The organism is Halobacterium yunchengense (genome assembly GCF_037031165.1).
Lineage (GTDB): Archaea > Halobacteriota > Halobacteria > Halobacteriales > Halobacteriaceae > Halobacterium > Halobacterium yunchengense.
Genome location: NZ_JAYEZL010000004.1, coordinates 273618 through 295737, shown reverse-complemented (window position 1 = coordinate 295737; position 22120 = coordinate 273618). Strand labels below are relative to the sequence as shown.

At 60.5% G+C, this 22120-nt stretch carries 24 protein-coding genes; 15 read left to right on the top strand and 9 right to left on the bottom strand.

Going from position 1 to position 22120, the window contains the following annotated elements; genetic code table 11:
- Positions 1-74: 74 nt before the first annotated feature.
- Positions 75-806, bottom strand: coding sequence for a fumarylacetoacetate hydrolase family protein (locus U5911_RS13440; RefSeq protein ID WP_336037540.1), 732 nt, complete (start codon positions 804-806; stop codon positions 75-77).
- Between the two features lie 69 nt (positions 807-875).
- On the bottom strand, positions 876-1859 hold the full coding sequence (locus U5911_RS13435; RefSeq protein ID WP_336037539.1) for an aldo/keto reductase: 984 nt from the start codon (positions 1857-1859) through the stop codon (positions 876-878).
- A gap of 249 nt (positions 1860-2108) precedes the next feature.
- On the opposite strand from U5911_RS13435, the gene U5911_RS13430 reads away from it, so the two are divergent.
- From U5911_RS13430 to U5911_RS13420, 3 genes are all read left to right on the top strand, one after another.
- Positions 2109-2837: a metal-dependent hydrolase gene (locus U5911_RS13430; protein WP_336037538.1), complete on the top strand. Its 729-nt coding sequence runs from the start codon at positions 2109-2111 to the stop codon at positions 2835-2837.
- Positions 2838-3034: 197 nt separating this feature from the next.
- Complete coding sequence (locus U5911_RS13425) at positions 3035-3430, top strand: OsmC family protein (RefSeq protein ID WP_336037537.1); 396 nt, start codon at positions 3035-3037, stop codon at positions 3428-3430.
- Positions 3431-3530: 100 nt separating this feature from the next.
- Positions 3531-3983 carry a DUF5799 family protein gene (locus U5911_RS13420; RefSeq protein ID WP_336037535.1) on the top strand — a complete coding sequence of 151 codons (453 nt, stop codon included), beginning with the start codon at positions 3531-3533 and terminating at the stop codon, positions 3981-3983.
- On the opposite strand, the gene U5911_RS13415 is transcribed toward U5911_RS13420, so the two are convergent.
- Positions 3980-4126 carry a DUF7557 family protein gene (locus U5911_RS13415; RefSeq protein ID WP_336037534.1) on the bottom strand — a complete coding sequence of 49 codons (147 nt, stop codon included), beginning with the start codon at positions 4124-4126 and terminating at the stop codon, positions 3980-3982. The two genes, U5911_RS13420 and U5911_RS13415, sit on opposite strands and share 4 nt — an antisense overlap.
- 132 nt (positions 4127-4258) lie before the next feature.
- On the opposite strand from U5911_RS13415, the gene U5911_RS13410 reads away from it, so the two are divergent.
- Both U5911_RS13410 and U5911_RS13405 read left to right on the top strand, forming a co-directional pair.
- Complete coding sequence (locus U5911_RS13410) at positions 4259-4624, top strand: cupin domain-containing protein (protein ID WP_336037533.1); 366 nt, start codon at positions 4259-4261, stop codon at positions 4622-4624.
- Between the two features lie 63 nt (positions 4625-4687).
- Positions 4688-4981 (top strand): DUF5779 family protein, encoded by a 294-nt coding sequence (locus tag U5911_RS13405; RefSeq protein ID WP_336037532.1) that lies wholly within the window; start codon positions 4688-4690, stop codon positions 4979-4981.
- Positions 4982-5014: 33 nt separating this feature from the next.
- Here the strand turns inward: U5911_RS13405 and aglM are convergent, their stop codons facing one another.
- The 3 genes from aglM to U5911_RS13390 all read right to left on the bottom strand — a co-directional run bounded on the left by aglM (position 5015) and on the right by U5911_RS13390 (position 7509).
- Positions 5015-6295, bottom strand: coding sequence for a UDP-glucose 6-dehydrogenase AglM (gene aglM, locus U5911_RS13400; protein WP_336037531.1), 1281 nt, complete (start codon positions 6293-6295; stop codon positions 5015-5017).
- 94 nt (positions 6296-6389) lie between these two features.
- Positions 6390-6740 (bottom strand): TRAM domain-containing protein, encoded by a 351-nt coding sequence (locus U5911_RS13395; protein WP_336037530.1) that lies wholly within the window; start codon positions 6738-6740, stop codon positions 6390-6392.
- Positions 6741-6822: 82 nt separating this feature from the next.
- Complete coding sequence (locus U5911_RS13390; RefSeq protein ID WP_336037529.1) at positions 6823-7509, bottom strand: VOC family protein; 687 nt, start codon at positions 7507-7509, stop codon at positions 6823-6825.
- A 69-nt stretch (positions 7510-7578) separates the two neighbouring features.
- On the opposite strand from U5911_RS13390, the gene U5911_RS13385 reads away from it, so the two are divergent.
- Positions 7579-8253, top strand: a complete 675-nt coding sequence (locus tag U5911_RS13385) for a hypothetical protein (RefSeq protein ID WP_336037528.1) — start codon at positions 7579-7581, stop codon at positions 8251-8253.
- Positions 8254-8280: 27 nt separating this feature from the next.
- Here the strand turns inward: U5911_RS13385 and aglJ are convergent, their stop codons facing one another.
- Positions 8281-9201 (bottom strand): S-layer glycoprotein N-glycosyltransferase AglJ, encoded by a 921-nt coding sequence (gene aglJ, locus U5911_RS13380; RefSeq protein ID WP_336037527.1) that lies wholly within the window; start codon positions 9199-9201, stop codon positions 8281-8283.
- A 138-nt stretch (positions 9202-9339) separates the two neighbouring features.
- Here aglJ and U5911_RS13375 point away from each other — a divergent pair, with 138 nt between their 5' ends.
- From U5911_RS13375 to U5911_RS13360, 4 genes are all read left to right on the top strand, one after another.
- Positions 9340-10746, top strand: coding sequence for an oligosaccharide flippase family protein (locus tag U5911_RS13375; RefSeq protein ID WP_336037526.1), 1407 nt, complete (start codon positions 9340-9342; stop codon positions 10744-10746).
- 41 nt (positions 10747-10787) lie between these two features.
- Positions 10788-11768, top strand: a complete 981-nt coding sequence (locus U5911_RS13370; protein WP_336037525.1) for a hypothetical protein — start codon at positions 10788-10790, stop codon at positions 11766-11768.
- Positions 11769-11824: 56 nt separating this feature from the next.
- Positions 11825-12541, top strand: coding sequence for a UTP--glucose-1-phosphate uridylyltransferase AglF (gene aglF / locus U5911_RS13365; protein WP_336037524.1), 717 nt, complete (start codon positions 11825-11827; stop codon positions 12539-12541).
- Between the two features lie 125 nt (positions 12542-12666).
- A complete protein-coding gene (locus U5911_RS13360; protein WP_336037523.1) occupies positions 12667-13782 on the top strand; it encodes a glycoside hydrolase family protein in 1116 nt (371 codons plus the stop codon).
- Between the two features lie 104 nt (positions 13783-13886).
- On the opposite strand, the gene U5911_RS13355 is transcribed toward U5911_RS13360, so the two are convergent.
- A complete protein-coding gene (locus U5911_RS13355; protein ID WP_336037521.1) occupies positions 13887-15464 on the bottom strand; it encodes an asparagine synthase-related protein in 1578 nt (525 codons plus the stop codon).
- A 143-nt stretch (positions 15465-15607) separates the two neighbouring features.
- On the opposite strand from U5911_RS13355, the gene U5911_RS13350 reads away from it, so the two are divergent.
- From U5911_RS13350 to U5911_RS13330, 5 genes are all read left to right on the top strand, one after another.
- Positions 15608-16633 (top strand): PLP-dependent cysteine synthase family protein, encoded by a 1026-nt coding sequence (locus U5911_RS13350; protein WP_336037519.1) that lies wholly within the window; start codon positions 15608-15610, stop codon positions 16631-16633.
- Positions 16634-16725: 92 nt separating this feature from the next.
- Positions 16726-17607, top strand: a complete 882-nt coding sequence (locus tag U5911_RS13345; RefSeq protein ID WP_336037517.1) for a glycosyltransferase family 2 protein — start codon at positions 16726-16728, stop codon at positions 17605-17607.
- A 60-nt stretch (positions 17608-17667) separates the two neighbouring features.
- Complete coding sequence (locus U5911_RS13340) at positions 17668-18423, top strand: FkbM family methyltransferase (RefSeq protein ID WP_336037515.1); 756 nt, start codon at positions 17668-17670, stop codon at positions 18421-18423.
- Positions 18424-18638: 215 nt separating this feature from the next.
- Positions 18639-20282: an ArnT family glycosyltransferase gene (locus U5911_RS13335; protein ID WP_336037513.1), complete on the top strand. Its 1644-nt coding sequence runs from the start codon at positions 18639-18641 to the stop codon at positions 20280-20282.
- Positions 20275-21159 carry a glycosyltransferase family 2 protein gene (locus tag U5911_RS13330; RefSeq protein ID WP_336037511.1) on the top strand — a complete coding sequence of 295 codons (885 nt, stop codon included), beginning with the start codon at positions 20275-20277 and terminating at the stop codon, positions 21157-21159. The genes U5911_RS13335 and U5911_RS13330 overlap by 8 nt, the downstream gene beginning before the upstream one ends.
- Here U5911_RS13330 and aglG read toward each other — a convergent pair.
- Positions 21149-22087, bottom strand: a complete 939-nt coding sequence (gene aglG, locus U5911_RS13325; RefSeq protein ID WP_336037509.1) for a glucosyl-dolichyl phosphate glucuronosyltransferase — start codon at positions 22085-22087, stop codon at positions 21149-21151. The two genes, U5911_RS13330 and aglG, sit on opposite strands and share 11 nt — an antisense overlap.
- Positions 22088-22120 lie beyond the last annotated feature (33 nt).

The following is a 22120-nucleotide window of genomic DNA, read 5'->3' as shown; positions in this document are numbered from 1 at the left end:
TTCAGGGTTGTGCTTTCCGACACGCCGCTGCCCGTCGGGGTCGGCCGCCGCGCTCGGGTGCCCTCGCAGCGCCCTCAGGGGCGCTCGACGCCGTGCTCGAGCGTCCCGACGCCCTCGACCTCGACCTCGACCCTGTCGCCGTCCGCCAGGGGGCCGACGCCCTCCGGCGTCCCCGTCAGAATCACGTCGCCGGGCTCGAGCGTCAGGTACGCCGTGATCTCCGCGATCAGCGTGGGCACGTCGAAGATGAAGCGCTCGACGGTCGAGGACTGCCGCGTCTCGCCGTTCACGCGGAGCTCGACGCGCGCGTCCCCGGGGACCTCCTCGGGCGTCGCCAGCACCGGGCCGAGCGGCGCGGCGCCGTCGAAGGCCTTCCCCCGGACCCAGTTCTGCTCGCGGGACTGGTCGTCGCGGTTCGAGACGTCGTCCGCGCACGTGTACCCGGCGACCACGTCGAGCGCGTCGGCCGCCTCCACGTGGCGGCACTGCTCGCCGACGACCACGCCGAGTTCCGCCTCGTGCTCGATGCGGTCCTTGCCGGCGGGCGCCGTGACGGTGTCCCCGTGCCCCGCGACGGCGCTCGGCGGCTTCAGGAACAACAGCGGGCGGTCCGGGACTTCCTCGTCTCGCTCGGCGGCGTGAGCCGCGTAGTTCCGGCCGACGCAGACGACCTTCGATGGCTCGCACGGCGGCAGCACGTCCACGTCGTCGACGTCGTACGTGCGACCGCCGAACGAGACGGTCCCGTCCTCGTACTCGCCGCGACGCACCGCACCGGCGGGGTCGCGGAATCGCATCCAGTGCACGCACGCCGCTTCCCGCGGCCGGCGCGTAAGGGTTCCGAGTTCGGACGCCGGCACCGTCCGGGGGCCGCGCTACCAGCGGTGGTGGACGTGCTCGAAGACGTACTTCTCGTAGACGTCCCGCACCGCGCCGTGGACGCGGTGTTCGAGCGGCCGCGCGTTCGACGCGGCGACGTTGCTCCGGACGTGCTCGGGGTTCGTCGACCCGGGGATGACCGTCGAGACGGCGTCGAAGTCCAGGATCCAGCGGAGCGCGAACTGGGGGAGCGTGAGGTCCCCGCGGACGTACTCGCGGAGCTCCTCGACCGCGGCGGCGCCGACGTCCAGCGGCACGCCCGCGAACGTCTCGCCGACGTCGAACGCGTCGCCCTCGCGGTTGAAGTTCCGGTGGTCGTTGTCCGGGAACTCGGTGTCCGCGTCGACGGCGCCGGTCAGCAGGCCGGACGCGAGGGGCACGCGGACGACGACGCCGACGTCATCCTCGGCGGCGGCGTCCAGGAAGCGCTCGGCGGGTCGCTGCCGGAGCGGGTTGAAGATGATCTGCACCGTCTCGACGCCCGGGTACTCGATGGCCTTTATGCCCTCCTCGACGCGCTCGACGCTGACGCCGAAGTGGTCGATTCGGCCCTCCGAGCGGAGGTCCGCGAGCGCGTCGAACGTCTCCGGCTGGTAGTAGACGTCCGTCGGCGGGCAGTGCAACTGGAGGAGGTCCAGCGACTCCACGCCGAGGTTCTCGCGGGACCGGTCGACGAACCCGGCGAGGTGCTCGTAGTCGTAGCCGTCCGCCTCGTGGGGGTCGAGGCGGCGCCCGGCTTTCGTCGCGACGACGGGGTCGTCGTCGCGCTCCTCGAGGACGTCGCGGACGAGGCGCTCGCTGCGACCGTCGCCGTAGACGTCCGCGGTGTCGAGGAAGGTCACGCCAGCGCCCAGCGCCGCTCGCACGGCGGCCTTTCCCTCCTCGTCGGCGACGTCGCCCCAGTCGCCGCCGATCTCCCACGTGCCGAGGCCGACCTCCGAGACCTCGAGGCCGGTCGAGCCGAGTCTGCGCGCGTTCATATTGACAGATGGCGGTCCGGCCACCTAACCGTGTGGGAACCCCGCGGCGCTGGCCGGTTCGACGCGCGGAGTCGACGCCCGGAGTCGACGCCCGGAGTCGGTGTTCGGAGTCGGTGCTCGAGGTCGGTGCTCGGAGTCGGCGCTCGGAGTCGGCGCTCGGAGTCGGTGCTCGAGGTCGGCGCCGTGGACCCACGGGGGCTCGTCCCGCCGTTAGCTTTTATGTGCGAATCCGGAGTAGTTCAGTACGCGATGGACCTGACCTGGCACGGACACTCGACGTGGCGCGTCGACCTCGGAGACACCACCTTCCTGATCGACCCGTTCTTCGACAACCCCCACACCGACACCGACCCGGAGGAACTCGACCCCGACCACGTGCTGTTGACCCACGGGCACGCCGACCACATCGCGGACGTCGACCGCTACCGCGGCGCGCACTTCGTCGGCACGCCAGAGCTCACCGGCTACCTCGCCGACGAGTACGGCATCGAGGACGCGACCGGCATGAACCTCGGCGGCACCGTCGAACTCGGCGACGCCTACGTGACGATGGTGCGCGCCGACCACTCCAACGGCATCGACACCGGCTACGGCACGTCCGCCGGGATGCCCGCCGGCTACGTGATCAGCGACACGAACCCCACGCAGGTCGCCGACGAGGAGAGCACGACGTTCTACCACGCCGGCGACACCAGCCTCCACACGGAGATGCGGGACGTCGTCGCGCCGTTCCTCGAACCCGACGCGGTCGCCGTCCCGGTCGGCGACCACTTCACGATGGGGCCCCGGCAGGCCGCCGTCGCCGTCGACTGGCTGGACGCCGACGTCGCGTTCCCGATGCACTACGACACCTTCCCGCCGATCGAGATCGAGACCGAGGACTTCGTCCGCGAGGTCGAGGCCACCGGCAGCGACGCCGACGTCCACGTCCTCGACGGCGACGAGACGTTCGACCTCTCGGAAGCGCTGTACTACTGAGGCGGCCCGAGGGACCCGCTTCGACTCCGCGGCGGCCGCGACGGCCGCGTCGCTCACGCCGCGTCCGCGTCGACCACCGAGACGGCCGCATCCGCCTCCCGAAACGGCCGGGTCGACCCCACGCCGTCGGGGTCGTCTCAGCGGCGTCCGCCGAAAGAACAACGCTTACGGCGCGGGCGCGATTTGCTCCGGACGCAATGACCCTCGAAGTCACGAGTACGTCCGAGGAAGGCTACACCACGCGGTCCCGCGTCGGGGACTTCGAACTGACCGTCGACGCCGCCGACGAGGACGGCCCGAACCCGAACGCCGTCCTGCTCGCGGACTACGCGTCGTGTTTCATCCCGGCGTTCCGCGTCGGCGGCCAGCAGGAGGGCTTCGACGACCTCGGCCGCATCGACGTCGACGTCGAGGGCGACCTCGACGACGACGACGACATCGAGGCCATCCGCTTCCACATCCTCGTGGAGGAGGACCTCGACGACGACGAGTTCGACGCCGTCGTCGACCGCGCGGAGGACATCTGCCACGTCCACAGCGCGCTCCGCGAGGGCCTCCACGCGGAGATCACCGGCGAGACCGGCGCGTTCTGACGGCGGCCGACGCCGCTCGCTCGCGCGCTCGCCTGTCCCGGAACGCGGTCTCCTTCGTCGCGGCGTAGCATACAAGCACGCCCACCCCCAAGCGGTGGGTATGACCGACTGGACGGACCAGATCGTCGGCGCGCGCATGACCGTCGACCAGGAGTTCGCCGAGCGCGTGCGCGGGTCGTCGCTGTCGAACTCCCAGTGGGGGCTGGTGATGACCGCCGTGGAGTTCGACCTCGTGGACGCCGGCGACCCCGAGCGGGCGCGCATCGTCGCCGACACGTCGAAGCTCGAGCACGTCCTCCCGGAGATGCAGAACGTCGACAGCCAGATGGCGGGCATGGGCGGCGGCGCGCCCGACCGCTCCGGCGGCTCCTCGGGGGGCGTGATGGGCAGCATCAAGGACGCGCTCGGGCTCGGCGGTGGCGGCGGCGACGGCGGCGACGAGCTCGCGGACGAGGCCCGCCAGCTCGCCGACGAGTACGCGGAGGCGCTGCAGTCACACCTCGAGTCAGCGGGGCGGTGGGACGAGGTGCGGCGGACCGCGGCGGGCGACTAGCCGTCCCCGGAGTGGAACAGCGTCAGCTCCTCGGCCTCGTAGATGTTCAGCAGTTCCTCGACGAGCTCGTCGTAGGTCTCGTCGTCCTCGCGCAGCCCGTCCAGGCGTTCGACCGTCTCCTCGCTGAGGTGGACCTCGGGCATACGTGTAGGCAGGGCGGCGGCCAGCATAAAGCCACGGGCGCCCAGCGTGCGCCGCCGGGCCGCCGAGACCGGACGTGGTGACGAACGTGTTCGGGGGAACGGACTGGCGGCGCACGCGCGCACCTCCAGGCGATGCCGAAGACCAGTTTCGACGCCGAACGCGAGTACGACGACGACCAGTTCGCCACCAGCGCCGCGTTCCGCAGCGACCGCGCGAAGGTCGTGCTGGGGTACTTCCGGCCCGGCCAGTTCATCCCCGTCCACGCGCCGGACAGCGACGTCGCCGTCTGCGTGCAGTCCGGCGCCGGCGTCGTCCGCGAGGGCGACCGCGAGCACGACGTCGAACCGGGCGACGTCGTCGTCGTGGAAGCCGGCACCGACCGCGGCGTCCGCGCGGACACCGACCTCGAGGCGCTGCTCGTCACCGCGCCGCCGCCGACGGACGCCGAACACGAGCCGGTGCGGCGCGGCGTCGCCACCGGCGAGTTCGACCCCTGACGGCGCACGCGCGTCGGACGGCAGGCGCGAAGGTTTTTGCCGCGGCGCACCCACGCTACGCGTATGACCGACGGCTTCAACCTCGACCTGCGGAACGCCGAGGAGGAGATCGACGTCCCGGACTCGTTCGACGGCGGCGTCGTCCTCGGCGTCCTCGACGGCACCACGCCCGACGGCGAGTGGCTCGCGGAAGTCGCCAGTGGGAACGTCCTCCTGCTCGCCGTCGACGGCGACCTCAACGAACTCGCCGCCGGGTTCGCCGGCGACGTCAAGGACGACGGCGGCACGCTCATGCACTTCCGGGAGTTCCTCGTCGTCGCGCCGCCGGGCGTCGACGTCGACGCCGACCGGCTGTAAAACGGGACTCGCCGGGTCCGTTCTCCGCGCTCGCTACCAGGTCAGGCCCTCGTACGTGATGCCGTCCCGGCGCGTGACGACGCGGCGGCCGTCGACGACGACCGGGTCGGCCATCGCGTCGAACTCCTCGTCGAGCGCGGCGAACTCGTCCCAGTCCGTGACGACCGCCGCGCCCACCGCGCCGTCGAGCGCGTCGCGCGCGCTGTCGGCGTACGCGACGTCCGGCCGCTGTTCGGCCATCTTCTCCGTGGCGACGGGGTCGTAGGCCACCACGTCCGCGCCGCGCTCCTGGAGGCCGTCGATGACCGGGATCGCGCGCGTCCCCCTGATGTCGTCCGTCCCGGGCTTGAACGACAGGCCGAGCACGGCGACGCGCTCGCCCTCGACGTCGACGTGGTCGTCCAAAAGCGAGAGGAGGCGCTCTGGCTGGCGGTCGTTCACATCGACTGCGGCCTCGAGGACCGCGGGGTCGTAGCCCGCGTCCCTCGCGGCGGCGATGATGGCCGCGGTGTCCTTCGGGAAGCAGCTGCCGCCCCAGCCCACGCCCGAGCGGAGGAACTGGCCGCCGATGCGGTCGTCCTCGGCGATGGCGTCCGCGACCTCGTAGGCGTCGACGCCGAACTCCTTGCAGACGTTCCCGATGTCGTTGACGAGGCTGACCTTCGCCGCGAGGAAGCCGTTGTTCGCGTACTTGATCATCTCCGCCTCGCGGACGCCCGTCTCGACGACGGCGGCGTCGTCGGCCTGCGCGAGCAGGGGGCCGTAGACCTCCCGCAGCGTCTCGTAGCCCTCGTCGTCGAAGGCGCCGAACACGACCTTGTCGGGGTCGAGGAAGTCCGCGACCGCGGAGCCCATGCGGAGGAACTCGGGGTTCATCGCGAGCGTCGCGCCGTCGAAGCCGCCGCGCTCGAGCGCGGGCGCGACAACGTCCTCCGTGGTGCCCGGGATCACCGTGCTCTTCACGACGACGACGTGGTCGTCCGTCCCGGCGAGCGCCGCGCCCAGGGACTCGGCGCCGGCCTCCATGATCGAGGTGTCGATGCTGCCGTCCTCGCGGGAGGGCGTCGGGAGCGCGAGGAACGTGACGTCCGTCTCGCGGACCGCGTCGTAGTCGGTCGTCGCGCGCAACCGGTCGCCCGCGTGTTCGCTGATGCGTTCCTCGAGGCCGGGCTCGTGGATCGGCGCGCGGCCGTCGTTGATGGCGTCGACGATCTCCTCGTCGATGTCCACGTTCACGACGTCGTGGCCGAAGTCCGCGAAACACGCCGCGATTGTCGTGCCGACGTAGCCGCTGCCGACGATGCTCACGTTCACGAGAGGTCCACCTTGCCCGCCCCTACGGCAGTCCCGTATTAATGCTGTTCGTCACTCGACCGGACGCGCCGGCGTCCACTCCGACGCCGCGGGCTCAGGCGCGCCCCTCGTAGATGGCGTCCGCGGAGGTGCCGTTCCGGTTGAACGACGTGACCGTCGCGCGGACGACGTCGCCCTCCGAGACGCTCCCCGGGACGTCCTCGGTGAACAGCACGAACCCCTCGACCTTGCCGACGGCGACGCGCTCGCCGGAGTGGTGGTCGGTGAACTCGGTGACGCCGAACTCGTAGGTCTCGCCCAGCTCGACGGGCGCGTCACGCTGCTGGGCTCGTTCGTGCGCGCGCTCGGACGCGGCGCGGTCCGAGGCCCGTCGCCGCCAGCGCACCACCGCGACCAGGACGACCACGCCCGCGGCGGCACCGCCGACCACTATCGGATCGTTCATGTCGACCCCCTCGCAGCCGACCGCCTACAAACCACCGGCTCGCGCGCTCGCGGTCGTCACCGCTCGGTGAACCGCGGGGGCGTCACCGCTCGGTGAACCGCAGGTAGTGGCCGTCGGGGTCGCGGACGCGCACGCCGCCGTCGACGTCCTCGACGCTGCACGCGCGGTCCGCGGCGGCGTCCGCGGCGGCCGCCGGGTCCGCCGTTCGGAACGCGAGGTCCGCGTGGACGCCGCCGCGCGCGTCCGCGATGCCGAGCTGTGGCTCCCAGAGTTCGAGGTCCACGGGCCCGGTCAGGCGCACGCGCTCGCGGCCGTCGCCGCGGTCCGCGACCGCGAACCCGAGGTCGCGGTAGAACGCCTCCGCGCTCGAGAGGGCCTCGACCTCCAGGACGACCTCGAAGACGCCGGTCAGGGGGGCGTCGCCGTCCGGGCCCCCGGTGCCGATTTCGACGCAGTGGCCGTCCGGGTCGTCGACGTACAGCGAGCGCGCGCTCCCGAAGTCGAACTCCACGAGGTCGAAGTGCCGGCCGAGTCGCTCGCGCCACCCCGGATACGCGTCCGCCGCGGTCGCGAACGCGTAGTGGACGTGGAGGCCGCCCCGGGGCACCGTCGAGGGCTCGCGGAGCACCACGGTCGCCTCGCCGGCGTCGAAGGCGGCCTCGCGGTCGCCGCGCCGGCGGGCGTCCACGCCGAGGTGGGTCTCGTACCAGTCGACCGCGCGGTCCAGCGAGCGGACCTCCAGGGCCAGCGACGACAGCGCGTCGAGCATACCAGAGTCTTCCCGGCGAGCCCCTTAGTCGTACCCCGTTTTTTGGTCGTGGTCCGCGTAGACGGCGGTATGCCGTTCAAGGCCAGCGGCCGAGCGACCGACTACCGCGCGATCGACCGCTTCGACGGGGGCGCCGGCTGGATCGCCCACCCCGAGGAGACGATGCAGCGCGCCAGCCACGTGCTCCGCGCGTCCGGCGGCGAGGCGGACGGCGGCGCCTGGGTCGTCGACCCCGTGAACGCGGACGGCGTCGACGACCTCCTCGCGGAGTTCGGGGACGTCCGCGGCGTCGTCGTCCTCATGGACCGCCACGCGCGCGACGCCGCCGCGGTCGCCGACCGCCACGACGTCCCCGTCTACGTGCCGTCGTTCGTCGACCCCGACGTCGACGCGCAGACCCAGCCGCTCGGTGGGACGCTCCCCGACAGCGACTACGAGGTCGTGCGCACCGTCGACTGGCCGGGCTGGGACGAGGCCGCGCTCTCCGACGGCGAGACGCTCGTCGTCGGCGACGCGGTCGGCACGACCGAGTACTTCCGCGCCGGCGGCGAGCGCGTCGGCGTCCACCCCCTGCTGCGCGTGAAGCCGCCGCGCGCGCTCCGCCAGTTCCGGCCCGAGCGCATCCTCACCGGCCACGGCGAGGGCGTGCTGACGGACGCGACGCGCGCGCTCCAGGACGCCCTGGACGGCGCGCGCCGGAACGCGCCCGAGGTCTGGCTGAACGGCCTGAAGGCCCTCGTCTGAGTCGGACCGGACCGGCGTCGGTCCGCGTCAGTCGTCGCCGCGGAGCGCGTCGATGCGGCGCTGCTGCTCGCGGTGGAGGGTGACGACGATGTCCGAGAGCACGCCGAAGATGAGCAGCTGGACGCCCAGCAGCAGGAGCACGCCCGCGACCACGGTGAGCGCCTCGTGGGAGATACCGCGCGCGAACCACTCGTAGCCGATCCACGCCGCGAGCAGGGCGCCCGCCGCGCCGAACACGCTCCCGAGGCTCCCGAAGTAGAACAGCGGGTTCGACGTCTTCGCGAGGCTGTACAGCGTCAGGATGATGCGGCCGCCGTCCGAGACCGGGTGGAGGTTCGTCTCCGAGCCCTCGGGGCGCGCGCGGTACGTCGTGGGGACGACTGCGACGGGGATGTCGTGGCGCGCGCACTCCACGGCCATCTCCGTCTCGATGCCGAACCCCTCCGCCGAGAGGAACATCCGCTCGAAGGACTCCCGCGTGAACGCGCGGTACCCAGAGAGGATGTCGCCGTAGTCCTCGCCGTGGATGCGGCGGAACGCGTGGTTGATGAGGGTGTTGCCGATCTGGTTCAGTCGCGTCATCGCGCCCGGCTGCATGTCCGCCGTGCGATCTCCTATCACGTGCTCGGCGTCGCCGGAGACGAGGGGGTCGAGGAGGCGCGGGGCCTGCTCGGGCGGGTTCGTGGCGTCGCCGTCTAAGAGGAGGACGTACTCGTGGTTGAGGTGGGCGACGCCCTGGCGGACCGCCTGCCCCTTCCCGGAGCCAGTCTGCTGGATGACTTCGGCGCCGTGCTCCTCGGCGATTTCTCGCGTGTCGTCCGTCGAGTGGCCGTCCACGACGAGGACGCGGCCGACGCCGACGTCGGAGAGGCCGTCGATCACGTCGGCGATGGTCTTCGCTTCGTTCCGCGTCGGAACGAGCGCGCACACGTCCTCGTACTCTGTCATTGGGTTGGCGTGGACGGGGGGAGCGCAAAAGGTTTGCTTTCGGCGGTGAAGAAACGCGGTATTGATACGGCGGGAACTGAAACTCGTCTCCATCCGCGAATCACCGCGTGACAACTAATGAAGTACGGTCGCACTTCGATGGTCCACTTCCTGTCGCGGCTGGTTATGTCGTTCTCGGGGTTCGTCGCTACCATCGTACTGACGCGGACGCTCGGCCAAACTAGGTACGGGACGTACGTCGTAGTATTGTCCGTGTTGTCTTGGGTGGCGATGGCCGGTCAGTTTGGACTCCCTGGTGCCATTCGGAAACGGGTAAGCGAAGAGAACGACGGGAATTACGTCGTTTCCGGTGTGGTTGTGCAGTTCGCTCTCTACACGATCGTCGCCATCTGTCTTTGGATTACCCGTCCTTACCTGAATGACTTCATGGGAATCGCGGCAACGTGGATTCTCATTCTGATGTTGGGCGTGCGATTGGCGCTCACGTTCGTTCGAACGGTTCTCGATGGCCAACATCTTGTACACGTCTCGAGCGTGCTGTCACCGCTCGAATGGACGAGTCGGAGCATCGTTCAAGTCGCGCTCGTTCTCTCTGGATTCGGAATCGCTGGCGCGTTCGCCGGATACGTAACCGGAGCGGTTGTAGCGACCGTCATCGGTGCGTACTTTATCAGCATTCCTGAACGGACGCCGACTCGTGAGGAGTTCCGTCGATTGAAGGCCTATGCTCAGTTCTCTTGGCTCGGGTCTATCAAAGGTCGTACGTTCATGTCGATGGACACTATCATCCTTGCGGCATTCGTTCCACATGGCCTCATCGCCGTCTACGAGGTGGCGTGGAACCTCGCTTCGCTGTTCGCTATCTTCGGGGAATCCATCTCGAGAACGCTGTTTCCGGAAATGAGTATGATCGCCTCCGAAGACAAAGGGGAAGATCAGATATCCGGCCTTTTGCGAGTCAGCCTCGCTTATTCGGGGCTTTTCATTATTCCCGGACTCGTCGGAGCCGCTATTGTGGGCGACGTGGTTCTCACCATCTACGGTCAAGGATTCGAAACAGGGTATTACATTCTCTTAGTTCTCACGTTCGCACGTCTCCTCTATGGATTCATGGGCCAGTTCTTGTCGACCATCAATGCGCTTGACCGGCCAGACCTTACGTTCTACATTAACGGAATATTTGTCGCAGTGAACCTAGGACTGAACGTCGTTCTCACGTGGCGGTTCGGCTGGTACGGTGCCGCAGCAGCGACGACGATATCTGCTGGAGCCGGGCTTCTGCTGGGCTACTACTACGCGACTCGTGTCATCGAATTCGAGGTGCCTGTAGATGAAATTGCTAAACAGTGTCTCTCCGCAGTCGTCATGGCTGTCACCGTGTTCACGGCTCGTTACGTCGTCGGTGATTCGTTACCAGTTGTGGTGATGCTCGTCGGCATCGGTGCCGGTATCTACTTCGCAACGTTGCTCGCCCTCTCCCGTGAATTCCGCTTAACCGTTGAAGAAAACCTCCCGTTCCGACTTCCGTTGTTTCCCTCGGAGTAGACCGGTCGTTTCATCACCACCCGTCGTGCTACGAGGGACACATGCAGACGAACGTCCGGCAGTGGCTCGCGGAAATGGGTGAGCACTTCCGCGAAAATCCAATCCGAGCGCCGCTCTACCTCATTTACTCGTGGTATCTCGTAGCCTGGTTCGGTGTGACCTCACGGTTCCCCGTCGGGACGAACGTCTACGAGCGTGACTGGGACCTACTCGTAGTTCTGGACGCATGCCGTGTGGACACGCTCCGAGAAGTCGCCGATGAGTACGACTTCATTGAGGAAGTCGACGAGATGTGGTCTATCGGAAGTCACTCCGCGGAGTGGATTGCACAGACCTTTACCGAGAGCCAACGGCGAGACGTTGAACAGACGCGGTACGTTACGGGGAATGCTCACGCCAGCCGCGTACTAGAAGAGCGACGGACGCCACCGTTGATCAATACCCTCCCAGTCGATCTCTCGCGGTGGAATTTCGTCGATACCGATTCGTTCGATGCTATCGATATGGTCTGGGAGAACTACAACGACGAGACGTACCGTGTGGCGCTCCCGGAAGTGATGACAGATTACACGATTGATGTTAGCCGAGAATTGGATCAGAATCGGCTAATCGTCCACTACATGCAACCCCATCTCCCGTACATTGGGCAAGCGCACCCCGAGGGAAGATCGCCGACAGAACTGGAGATGGAAGGGTACGAAAAACTAGAAACTGGAGACGCGGATCGCGAGGAAGTGTACGAATTGTACAAGGATACTCTTCGGCTCGTTCTCGATCAAGTCGAATTATTGCTCGAAAACGTCGACGCCGACCGAGTCGCAATTACGGCTGACCACGGGGAGGCGTTCGGCGAATTACGTGCGTACGGCCATCCGGAGGGATTCCCGCATCCGATCGTGAAGAAAGTACCCTGGGTGGAGACGACGGCCGAAGATTCGGGGACACGTGAACCGGATTTGGAGAAGAAAACTGCAACCAGCGTCGACATCGAGGAACACCTCAAGGACTTGGGCTATCGTTGAATGAAGGAGATCAGTTCTACGAAGCGTTTTTACCACCTTCGCTACCAGTGGCGTGTATGCAAGCAGTCGTCCTCGCCGCCGGCGAAGGCACGCGACTCCGCCCGCTCACCGAAGACAAACCGAAGGGGATGGTCGAAGTCGCCGGCAAGCCGATCCTCACGCACTGTTTCGAGCAGCTCGTGGAGCTCGGCGCCGACAAGCTCGTTGTGATCGTCGGCTACAAAAAACAGAACATCATCAGCCACTACGGCGACGAGTTCCAGGGCGTCCCGATCACGTACGCCCACCAGCGCGAACAGGAGGGGCTGGCGCACGCGCTCCTCAAGGCCGAGGAGCACGTGGGCGACGACTTCATGCTGATGCTCGGCGACAACATCTTCCAGGCGAATCTCGGGGACGTCGTCAGTCGTCAGCAGGAAGACCGGGCGGACGCGGCGTTCCTCGTCGAGGAAGTCGACTGGGAGGAAGCCAGCAGGTACGGCGTCTGTGATACCAACGAGTACGGCGAAATCCAGGAGGTCGTCGAGAAGCCCGACGACCCGCCGTCGAACCTCGTGATGACGGGGTTCTACACGTTTAGTCCCGCGATCTTCCACGCGTGCAAGCTGGTGCAGCCGTCGGACCGCGGCGAGTACGAACTTTCGGACGCGATCGACCTGCTGATTCAGAGCGGCCGCACGATCGATGCGATTCCGATGGAAGGCTGGCGCATCGACGTCGGATATCCCGAGGACAGGGACGAGGCGGAGGAACGGTTGCAGGCTGAGGCGTAATGGATGGGGATTATCTCACAAAACATCCGGAACTGATAGGTTTCGAATAGTCACAAAGATAGAATCCATTAGTCCGAATCTCTCCGAGAGGCTTTTACCGGTAATACTTCTTAGAGATAGGAAAGATGGAATCTGATAGCGGGACCGTCACGTTATATGATATAATCGAACGAAGTGCAAGAGACGGTCTTGATCTGCAACGCGACGATGGATCATTTCCACCAGGACGGAACTATACCTACGACGAACCGGAGACGCCGGTACGAACCACCTCACACTGGTTGCAGATTCTAACGAAGGCGTACGAAATATCCGGTGACGAAGAGTTTGAAGACGCAGCAAATAGCGCTATAGATTATCTCCTCTCGGACAACGTGCGTCCATCAGGGTTCACGTACCACTGTCGGAACGTCGAATCGAAGGACAAGTGCAATGGATTAGTGGGACAAGCAGTCCCGATTCGCGCGTTAACACGAGCGAGTGAGGTTTTTGAGCGAGCTGACGCCAAGGAAACAGCCGAAGAGGTGTTTCGACTACATCCATTCAGCGAAGAGTTAGGGCTGTGGGAGAGAGTGGAAATTAATGGGCGGACTTTGTCGTTTGATCGGACGCTGAACCATCAGATTATATTTGCCGCGGCGGCCTCCGAGCTTGCACCAGATGTCAAAGTTGTGAAGGACCGCGTTGAGGCCTTTCTAGATAATCTCTCGACGAACATGCGGCTTCACTCGAATGGTCTCATAAAACACTACGTTCGTCCCCCGCTCACAGATGTAGTCAGGTCGATTAGTCGCGCTCTAAGACGCCGATACGACATGCTCACCAACGAGATCGCGTTTCACTACTACTCGTATTCTGATGAACGCCGGAAGAAGGAACGAGGATATCAGACAGTGAATCTCAATGCACTTTCGAGGCTGAAACCGGCTTTCCCGAACCACGAGTTCTGGGGGTGTGAGAAACTATCACGGTCTCTTGGCTTCGTTCACAATAACGAGCATGACCTTATCGAAGGCGTCGATACGAAGCACGGAAACTTACTGCAGGGAATCAGTATAGCGAAAATCCGCCGCCGCTTAGAGGATATCCCAATTGCAGAACAGCGACAACGGATAGTGACTGATCTCCGTGTCGACGCGGACAGCGTCTCTGAATTATTTGATATTGACGGTGTTGACGAGAATACTCAGGCAGCGTTGGTTTCAGCACTCACTGATCTTCCAGATGTGGAGATTCGGTAATCAGCATGCGTGATGATCTACGCAGATCGGTACTCGTGTTGCCCCATAACAATCTTCGACGCCACAGGGGAACCGTCTAGCTTGACGGCCTCTCAATTCTTGAACTAGCTCAACTCGACTGTCCCGAGATCTATTTTCTCTAGTGTATCTCGGCTAAGCAGGGAGAAGAATATGTATGATTGCCCATCGTAATATTCTTTCAGCTCCGACTTTGACATTATTCCGTATCTCGGGTCTGACTGATAAATGTCTTCCAACTTATACTCAACCATGTACTTTTGTTTCATCCAGCTATTATCCCACAGAGCATAGGATCGGCTAACCAGAGGCCAGATTAGTGAACCTCGAAGTTTATCCGCGACCATCAATTTAAAACTATCATCTTCTGTTGATTTCGCTTCATCAATACTTACCGCACCGATGTCAGCATACAGAATCTTGATGTACTCCTCGTAAAATGACCTGTGGCGCTTGTAACTCATCGGGACGCGACGCCAAAATTCGTACAAAGCTTCGTCTTCTAGAGGCATCCACCAGTCCCACCCGAGGAAGTCGTAGACGCGACTTCCATTTATGATCAATTTCGCTCGTCGCTCCTTTAACCGCCATCGCTCAAACGCTTCAACAGAAGACCTGGGTTCAATTGAGGTATCCATCCCGATCGACTCGGCTACCCTACTTTCAATATCGCAACTCGGAATCCTCGTACTCTCGTTGTACTTGAAGTGCTGATCAACGATGTGGTCGGTGAGCCGTCCTAGTTGGATATCATTCGCCCTTTCTAACTCCTCTGGCGTAGCTTTCATTGAATCCAGGGCAGAGTGACCTGGAACGAACAACGCATCTTCAGGTATCTTGCCCAATCTCTTCAACTTCATTAACGCAGGAACTTCGGTTGGACTTGGAAGTCCTCCAAGATACGCTGCGGAATGGAAGAACTCATCCCACGTATCAGAATTATAGAATTCGCCCCATTCATCATGTGTTACGTTTGCAGTTACCCAAGGGAAACCTAGATTTTCAGCCACTCGTTCTGCAATGGCAAGTGTATCTCCGCCAGTGTTGACGGTGTACGTGATGACGTTTTCATATTCGAGGCGTTTGAGCATCAATGCAATCAGTCTAGAATCGTACCCACCGCTCAGGGGTACAGCAATTGGTCGTCCGTCAGCTGCGTCAATCAATCGCTCAAACGCAGCATCAAGGACTCGCTGAAACTCGATTCTCAGTTCGTCCTCGTCGATTCGACTGTTGGTGGTCGTATGGGTGTGGTGTTGATAAGTAGAGATATCTGCTGATGATTTGTCGAAGACTACAATCTCCCCCGATTGTAACTGACTGATTTCTTTGTATAACGTATTAGAACTAGTGACGAATCGTGAGGTCTCGTACTCGACCTCCGATACTTTCGAGCGGGTGAGGGGCGGTGTCTCCTTGGTCATCCATCCACAATCGTCACTCACCAATATCTTCCCGTCGTCGACAGAGTAAAATACTGGGCCGGTACGCATCCGGTCTGATGCCAAAACGGTCTCATCGTCAGCGTCGACGACTACTGAGAAGAATCCATTAAGTGAGGACAGGAACTCGGAGAGTTCCTCAACATCGTCTGTTTCCTGAACGAGACTGGCTAAATTTTCGGCATCCTGGTATTCATCTTTGTAGAACGCGTGACCTCGCACGTAGGTTTCACCGTTGCGAGCCCAGATATCCGAATTTAAGTTTATTTTTGAGGGCATAGCGTAGTCTCTGATGTGATGTCTTGAACCAGTGTACTGGTAAAAAACCAATCGTTTTAAGCGAATTGTTCGCGTGCGCTCGAACAATGACGGACCAACACCCGCTTGACGACGTAGACCAAGCTGGGGGCTGCATGGTGACTGCCGAAGCCATGCAGGAATATCGTAACAGGAAACGGAACGGGGATTCTACCCCACCCTACGACGTTGAAGACCCGATTCTCTCTCTCATTGGTAACACACCGATTGTCCAGTATCCCGAGGATCTGCCCGGCGACGTGTGTGTAAAACTCGAGAAGGAGAACCCGACCGGTTCGATGAAGGATCGGATCGCCCTCGGGATGATTCTCGAGATGGAGGAATCAGAAGAGCTAGCGAAAGACGACTTGGTCGTCGAAGCGTCGTCCGGGAATACTGCCGGTGGGGTCGCTCTTGTCACTAATCGCTTGGGATACGATAGCGTCATTACGACACCGGAAACGACGAGCAATCAGAAAATTGGGTACGTGGAAGCCCTCGGATCCGAGTTAGTCGCGTGTCCCATTGTCGACTCTGCGCATGAGGACCATTACCGGAATACAGCGGAGTCGATAGCTGCCAAACGCGACGGAGTTTTTCTCAACCAATATCACAATCAGTTGAACCCTCGTGTCCACGAAAAGTGGACTGGCCCGGAACTGTGGGCACAGATGGACGAATTAACTCATATTGTCTGTCCGATGGGCACGGGTGGCACCCTCTCTGGAATCGGAAAGTACGTCAAGGAACAAGACGAGTCTGTGGATATTGTTGGCGTAGATGCTGAGGAGTCGAACATTAGTACTGCGTTCTACGGGGACGATCCCGTCGAGTACAACACCGAAATTGAGGGACTTGGAAAGGGGAGCGAAACACCGACGATGTGGTTCGACTATATCGACCGAGTAGCGTCCGTCGATGACGAGACTGCGATTACCTGGACGAAGAAAGCCGCTAGAGGACACGGTCTTCTGATCGGGACCTCTAGTGGCGCGGCATTGAGTGTCGCTCGAGAGATTGCTATGGAAAACGAGAACGCAACTATCGCTCTAATCGCTTGTGACGGCGGAGAGCAATATTTCGATACATTTTGAAAGGAAGCACAATTTCGGAGTTTAGTTACCGTAGGATTTGACCGAGAGCATTTCCGTGAAAGTTTTTGCTACACAGGGATACAGGCAATACAATGCCTTCTTCGCCTGTCTTATCTGTTATCATCCCAGTGTACAACGATCCTGACGGGGTTCGGCAGACGCTGTCCTCACTCGTCGCCCAGCGCGATAACCCGAAATTCGAGATTATCGTTGTCGACAATAATTCGACCGACGAGACGCCCCAGGTCATAGAGGAGTTCGAACGCGAGCACCCCGACATCGTGTATGGCTACGAGGAGACGGACGTCCAGAGCTCCTACGCAGCTCGGAATACTGGCATCGAAAATGCGTCCGGCGAGATACTCGCATTCATTGACGCAGACGTCACGGTCGCCGATACGTGGGTAGCCGATATCTCTGAGAAGTTCGAGAATTCGAGTGTAGACTATATCGGCTGCAACGTCGAAATGTATGTACCCGATGGAAAAGACACAATCTGGGCGCAATACGATGTTACGATGGGGCTTCCCGTCCAACACTATCTAAACGCGAAAAGGTTCGCCCCAACATGTGCTTTAGCGGTTCGTAGGAACGTAGTCGAACAAGTCGGTCTGTTCGACGAAACGCTTGTCTCTGGTGGTGACAAAGAATTTGGCAGACGAGTCCATAATCACAATTTCAAAATGGGGTATGTTCCGGATATTGTTGTAAAGCATCCTGCACGGACTTCACTCGATTCTCTCCTAAAGAAGGCTAGCCGAATTGGCCAAGGGCAAGCTCAACTTTGGAGCCGTCACGACCTTGCTACTCATCCACTCTCCCCGTTTCGACTACTCCCTCCTTCTCCTCAAAGAATTAGGAACCGGACAAACAGTAGCCAAGTTCCACTACCGGCCTACTTCCTAGCTTACTTCTTGAAGCTCGTCCAAACTGTACAGGCTGGAAAGCTCTATTTTCAGCAGATACGTAAATAACTGAACTCATTCTGGATGCGGAAAATTTAGAAGGTACTGAGCCATCCCTGTCAACGGAGAATGGTAGAATCAGCACTCGCCTCTATTTCGGAACATCTCGAATGGAGATATCTACGACTCCGATACCGCATTAATTCTGGCAAAATCAAGCGGTCGATTCGGGACGTAGAATCTTCATTTCAAGTGAATACGTTCCGTGAGTTTCTTCGTGTTGTTGACTATCAAAACGAAGATTTTGTAATAGAACGTCTATTAGATACGATAGATCCAGACGACATCTTCTGGGATATTGGCGCAAATATCGGCACCCACTCTTGCTATATTGGTCAGATATCCAATCAAACAATAGCAATTGAACCGTTTCCGGATAACGCTCAACAAGCCCGAAAAAATTGTAGAATGAACAATATCGATGCTACTATTTTGGAATACGCCTTGGGGGAGAGCAGCGGGCGATCCACTCTAACCGTCCCTGATACCGACGAGAGCGTTGTTGGTGTTGGTACGTTTTCTCTCCAGAACGACTCCCCAAACTCTGAATCAATTGACGTGGAGGTAATCGCTGGGGATAGGTTGATCCAGGAACAAGATCTTCCCCTACCAGATGTAATTAAGATTGATGTTGAAGGAGGGGAATTGGACGTACTTCGTGGGTTTCATCGCGGTCTCCAAAATGCAAGAGTAGTTCTTGTGGAGGTCCATCCACGTTACGTTGAACAAGAGAAAATAACGGATATATTGGAGTCCGAAGGGTTTTCTGTCAGCGTTCTTCGGCAGCGTAATGATGAGGTTCACGTTTTTGCTACAAGACACTAGTTCTGATCTCCGTTTCACTCTCGCCAAATCTGATATGTCTTGATCAATTTTTGGTAAAAAGAATCTGTAATACAACAAATCTTCTTTTTTGTCTTTAGATGAAACCCAGGAAGATCGCCTGGAATAAAGGGGTTGGACACAAGTATGTTCTCTCGTACTTAGCAGGGCACCCTTCAATAGATGCTTATACGTAGAAGGTTCTGTGAAGTGTTCATATGAACCGCGCTCAAACTAGGAAGGCAATATGGAAGCGATTGGAGCTGCTACTGTTTGCAGATTGGATTTTGATCGCTCTACTCTCCGCTATCAGTTTTTGGTACACGACATCTATTAGTGCGGGCGCTCTGTGGGGCGACGAAGTTCAATATGCGGTGGCTGGCACGTCGGTCCTCGCTGGGAACCCATTCGTGAATATTGTGCATATGTTCGCTCCGTTTGGGAAATATCTAATCGGACTTAGTCAGTTCATCTTCGGAGCGACATCATTTGGTGCTAGAGTCGGGATCGTTCTGACATCCCTCCTCACGCTCTGTGTAATATATTTCGTAGCGAGACAACTACAGGGACCGAAAACAGGGATACTAGCCGTAATTGCGCTTTCTTCCATCCCTCTATTCGCAACACACGCGACATCAGCGATGCTTGATCTCCCCCTTGCCGCCGGTGTAACCGTAATTTGTGGACTTACGCTACTGGAGACACAAGCGCCAGGAACGAAGTGGCGGGATATAATCGTGGGTATTTCAATTATTATAGCATCAGCCTCGAAAGCCTATGGGTTCATATATGTTCTCGGCCCGCTTCTGTCATACATTATTTTGAGAAAGGATAGTGGCAATCTGAAAGACTCGTTAATCAGAGTTGGAGGTTCCCTGGCTATCTCATTTATTATAGTTTATTTCCCACTGATGCTGGCAAGTCCGCCAGATTACTACAGCGGAGTTGATCTGCCGGCAAGTATCGCATTTATTTTCGACTTGCCAATCATTGGTGGAATAGCCTACGCGTTTGGCTCGTCGTTCTACTTCAATATTTTCGCAGGCCACGAGGGAAGTACTGCCCCCTCGATAGTTACGACGATCATGTGGATCGTCGATGGCGGGCCATTTGTTCTATTTGGAATGGTGGTCTCAGTAGGTACCTATCTTCTCCCTGAACGGTGGCGAATTGAACCGTGGTGGGTGCCTGCAGTCATGATTCTCCCGCCGTTGTTTATTTTCACTCTAATACTTCCAAAGGGGTTCGCTCGTTTCGCCCTTCCCATATTTCCGATTGCAGTTCTCGTCGTCAGCTTGGTCAGCAGTCGTATCATACAGGACCTGTCACTTGGCCGGGTCCCTCAGTTGGCGATCGCCGTAGTGATACTCATTACAGCAATATCTCCAGCTAGCGCATTCCTCTTCGCTGATCAGAATCTTTCTGCGGATTCGAAATACGATGAGGTGGCCGAATTTCTATCGTCGAAAGAGGGAGATACATCCGTGGTAGCGAGTGGTCGACACGAACTGATGTGGTATCTCGGAGATCGGCACACGGAGAAGTACTACCGGTATCTGAACGCATCAGCAGTACGAAATTACGAAACAGCAAACGGCAGGGTGAAATTGTCGGGCATATCGAAAAATATTGACCTACTCAATCGAGTCAAGGCGAGTGATATTGATTATGTTGTGTTAAGCGAGGAATCTGATTATTACGAAGTGGTCCAAAACTCCCCTAGAATGGAATTAGTGGAGACGTTCTCTGCGTATACAACCAACGAGAAGGGAACTCACCAAGTTTCAATCTGGAGAGTGGAGAACCAAAATAATAAAACATCTAACAAACGGGCGTGGGGTGTCGACTTCGGGTATGTTTGATGTAATAATCCCCGTGTACAACGACCCTGATGGAATCGAGACAACAGTTACAGATTTAATATATACTCTTGGTGGACTCGATGCAACAATCAATGTCGTCGACAATGGGTCTACTGATGAAACTCCAGATGTAATTCGAACACTGTCCGGAGATTTTGATAACATTCAGCCACTTGTCGAAGACGAAATTCAGGGCTCTTACGCCGCCCGTAACAAGGGAATCCGACACGCGGATGGCGACGTCTTGGCCTTCCTCGACGCGGACGAGACCGTCGACGACGACTGGCTTGAGACCGCCCTCCAAGCGATGAACGAACAGGACGCCGACTATCTCGGCTGCAACGTCAAGCTCACGCTCCCCGAGGACACGATCGTCGGGCGGTACAACGCCCGCACAGGGTTCCCCGTGGAGCAGTACCTCGAAACCGAACACTACGCACCCACGTGCGCGCTGCTCGTGCGCCGCGAAGTCTTCGAGGACGTCGGCCGCTTCGACGCCAGACTAATCTCGGGCGGTGACAGAGAGTTCGGCGAGCGCGTCTACGAGGCGGGCTACGACCAGGGGTACACCGCGGACGCGACAGTCTACCATCCGGCGCGCACGTCCTTCGAGTCGCTCGCGAAGAAGAACTTCCGCGTCGGACGCGGTTTCTGCCAGAAACAGCGCTACTATCCCGATCGGTACGGCGAGCCCGGAATACCACCGCGACCGAGTGGTCCGAGCGGCGACGAAGACAGCGAGGAACTGGATTCGGTGTTCACGCGACTCGCGTTCGCGCTCCTCTCGGTCGCGATGCTCGCGTGCCGCGGACTCGGCTACTACTACGAGTTCTTCTTCGGCGAGAAACGAGACGACATCCCGGCGCCTACGCGTTAGCCTTCTCGACGACGTTCGGCGTCACGATCGCGTACAGGTACCCTAGACCCACAGCGCCAGTGAACACGAAAATCGAGAGCAGTTGCTTCATCTCAGCAACCGAAGGCGACCGAACCAGACCCTTCACGCGCTTCGGGACGAAGTGCGTCAGGAGCTGCTTCAGGTACGCGCTCTTGTCGTCGGGCGCGTTCGGATACAGCAGGTCCATAACGCGCTTGGAGTACCCCTGCCAGAACGAACGCGAGACGAGCCACCGGAAGTCGCCGCGGTAGTCGAAGAGCTTGTGATGCACAACGGCGTCCTCCGTGAACACCATCCCCTTGCCGTACTCCTCTAACAGCCGAATCCCGGCCGGCGCCTCGTGCGCCTGGAGGTGCTTGTCTCCCTTCCGCCCGGTGTTCGGGTCGTAACCGCCGACCTCCAAGAACGCCTCTCGCTTGTACGAGATATTCGACCCGTACGTGTTCCGAACTTCCTCACCGTCCTCCGCGAATCCGGGCTCAACGCAGCCGACCAGCCAGTAGAACTCCTCGGGGAAGAAGTCGGGCTTCTTCGTCTGCCAATCGGGACGAACGTCTCCCCCCACCGCAATCGCGTCGGTCTCCTCGTACACCTCGACCAGCTTCTCGATCCAGTCCGGTTCCGCGGTCGCGTCGTCGTCGGTGAACGCGACGATCTCACCCGAGGCGATCTCCGCGCCCTTCGTGCGACTGTACGAGATGCCCCTGTTCTCGTCGTTGTTGTGCAGGACGACGCTCTCGTACTCCCCGAAGTCCTCGCGCACGCGCTCGAAGACCTCGTCGTTGCCGTCGACGACGAGCACGACCTCGAGGTCGTCGTAGTCCTGGGCGAGCACGCTCTCCACGCACTCGGAGAACGGCCCGTAGCGGTCCATCGAGTACGTGCAGACGACGACGGAGACCTTCATTGCCGGCGTTTGGCCGAAGCCGCGAATAAGAAT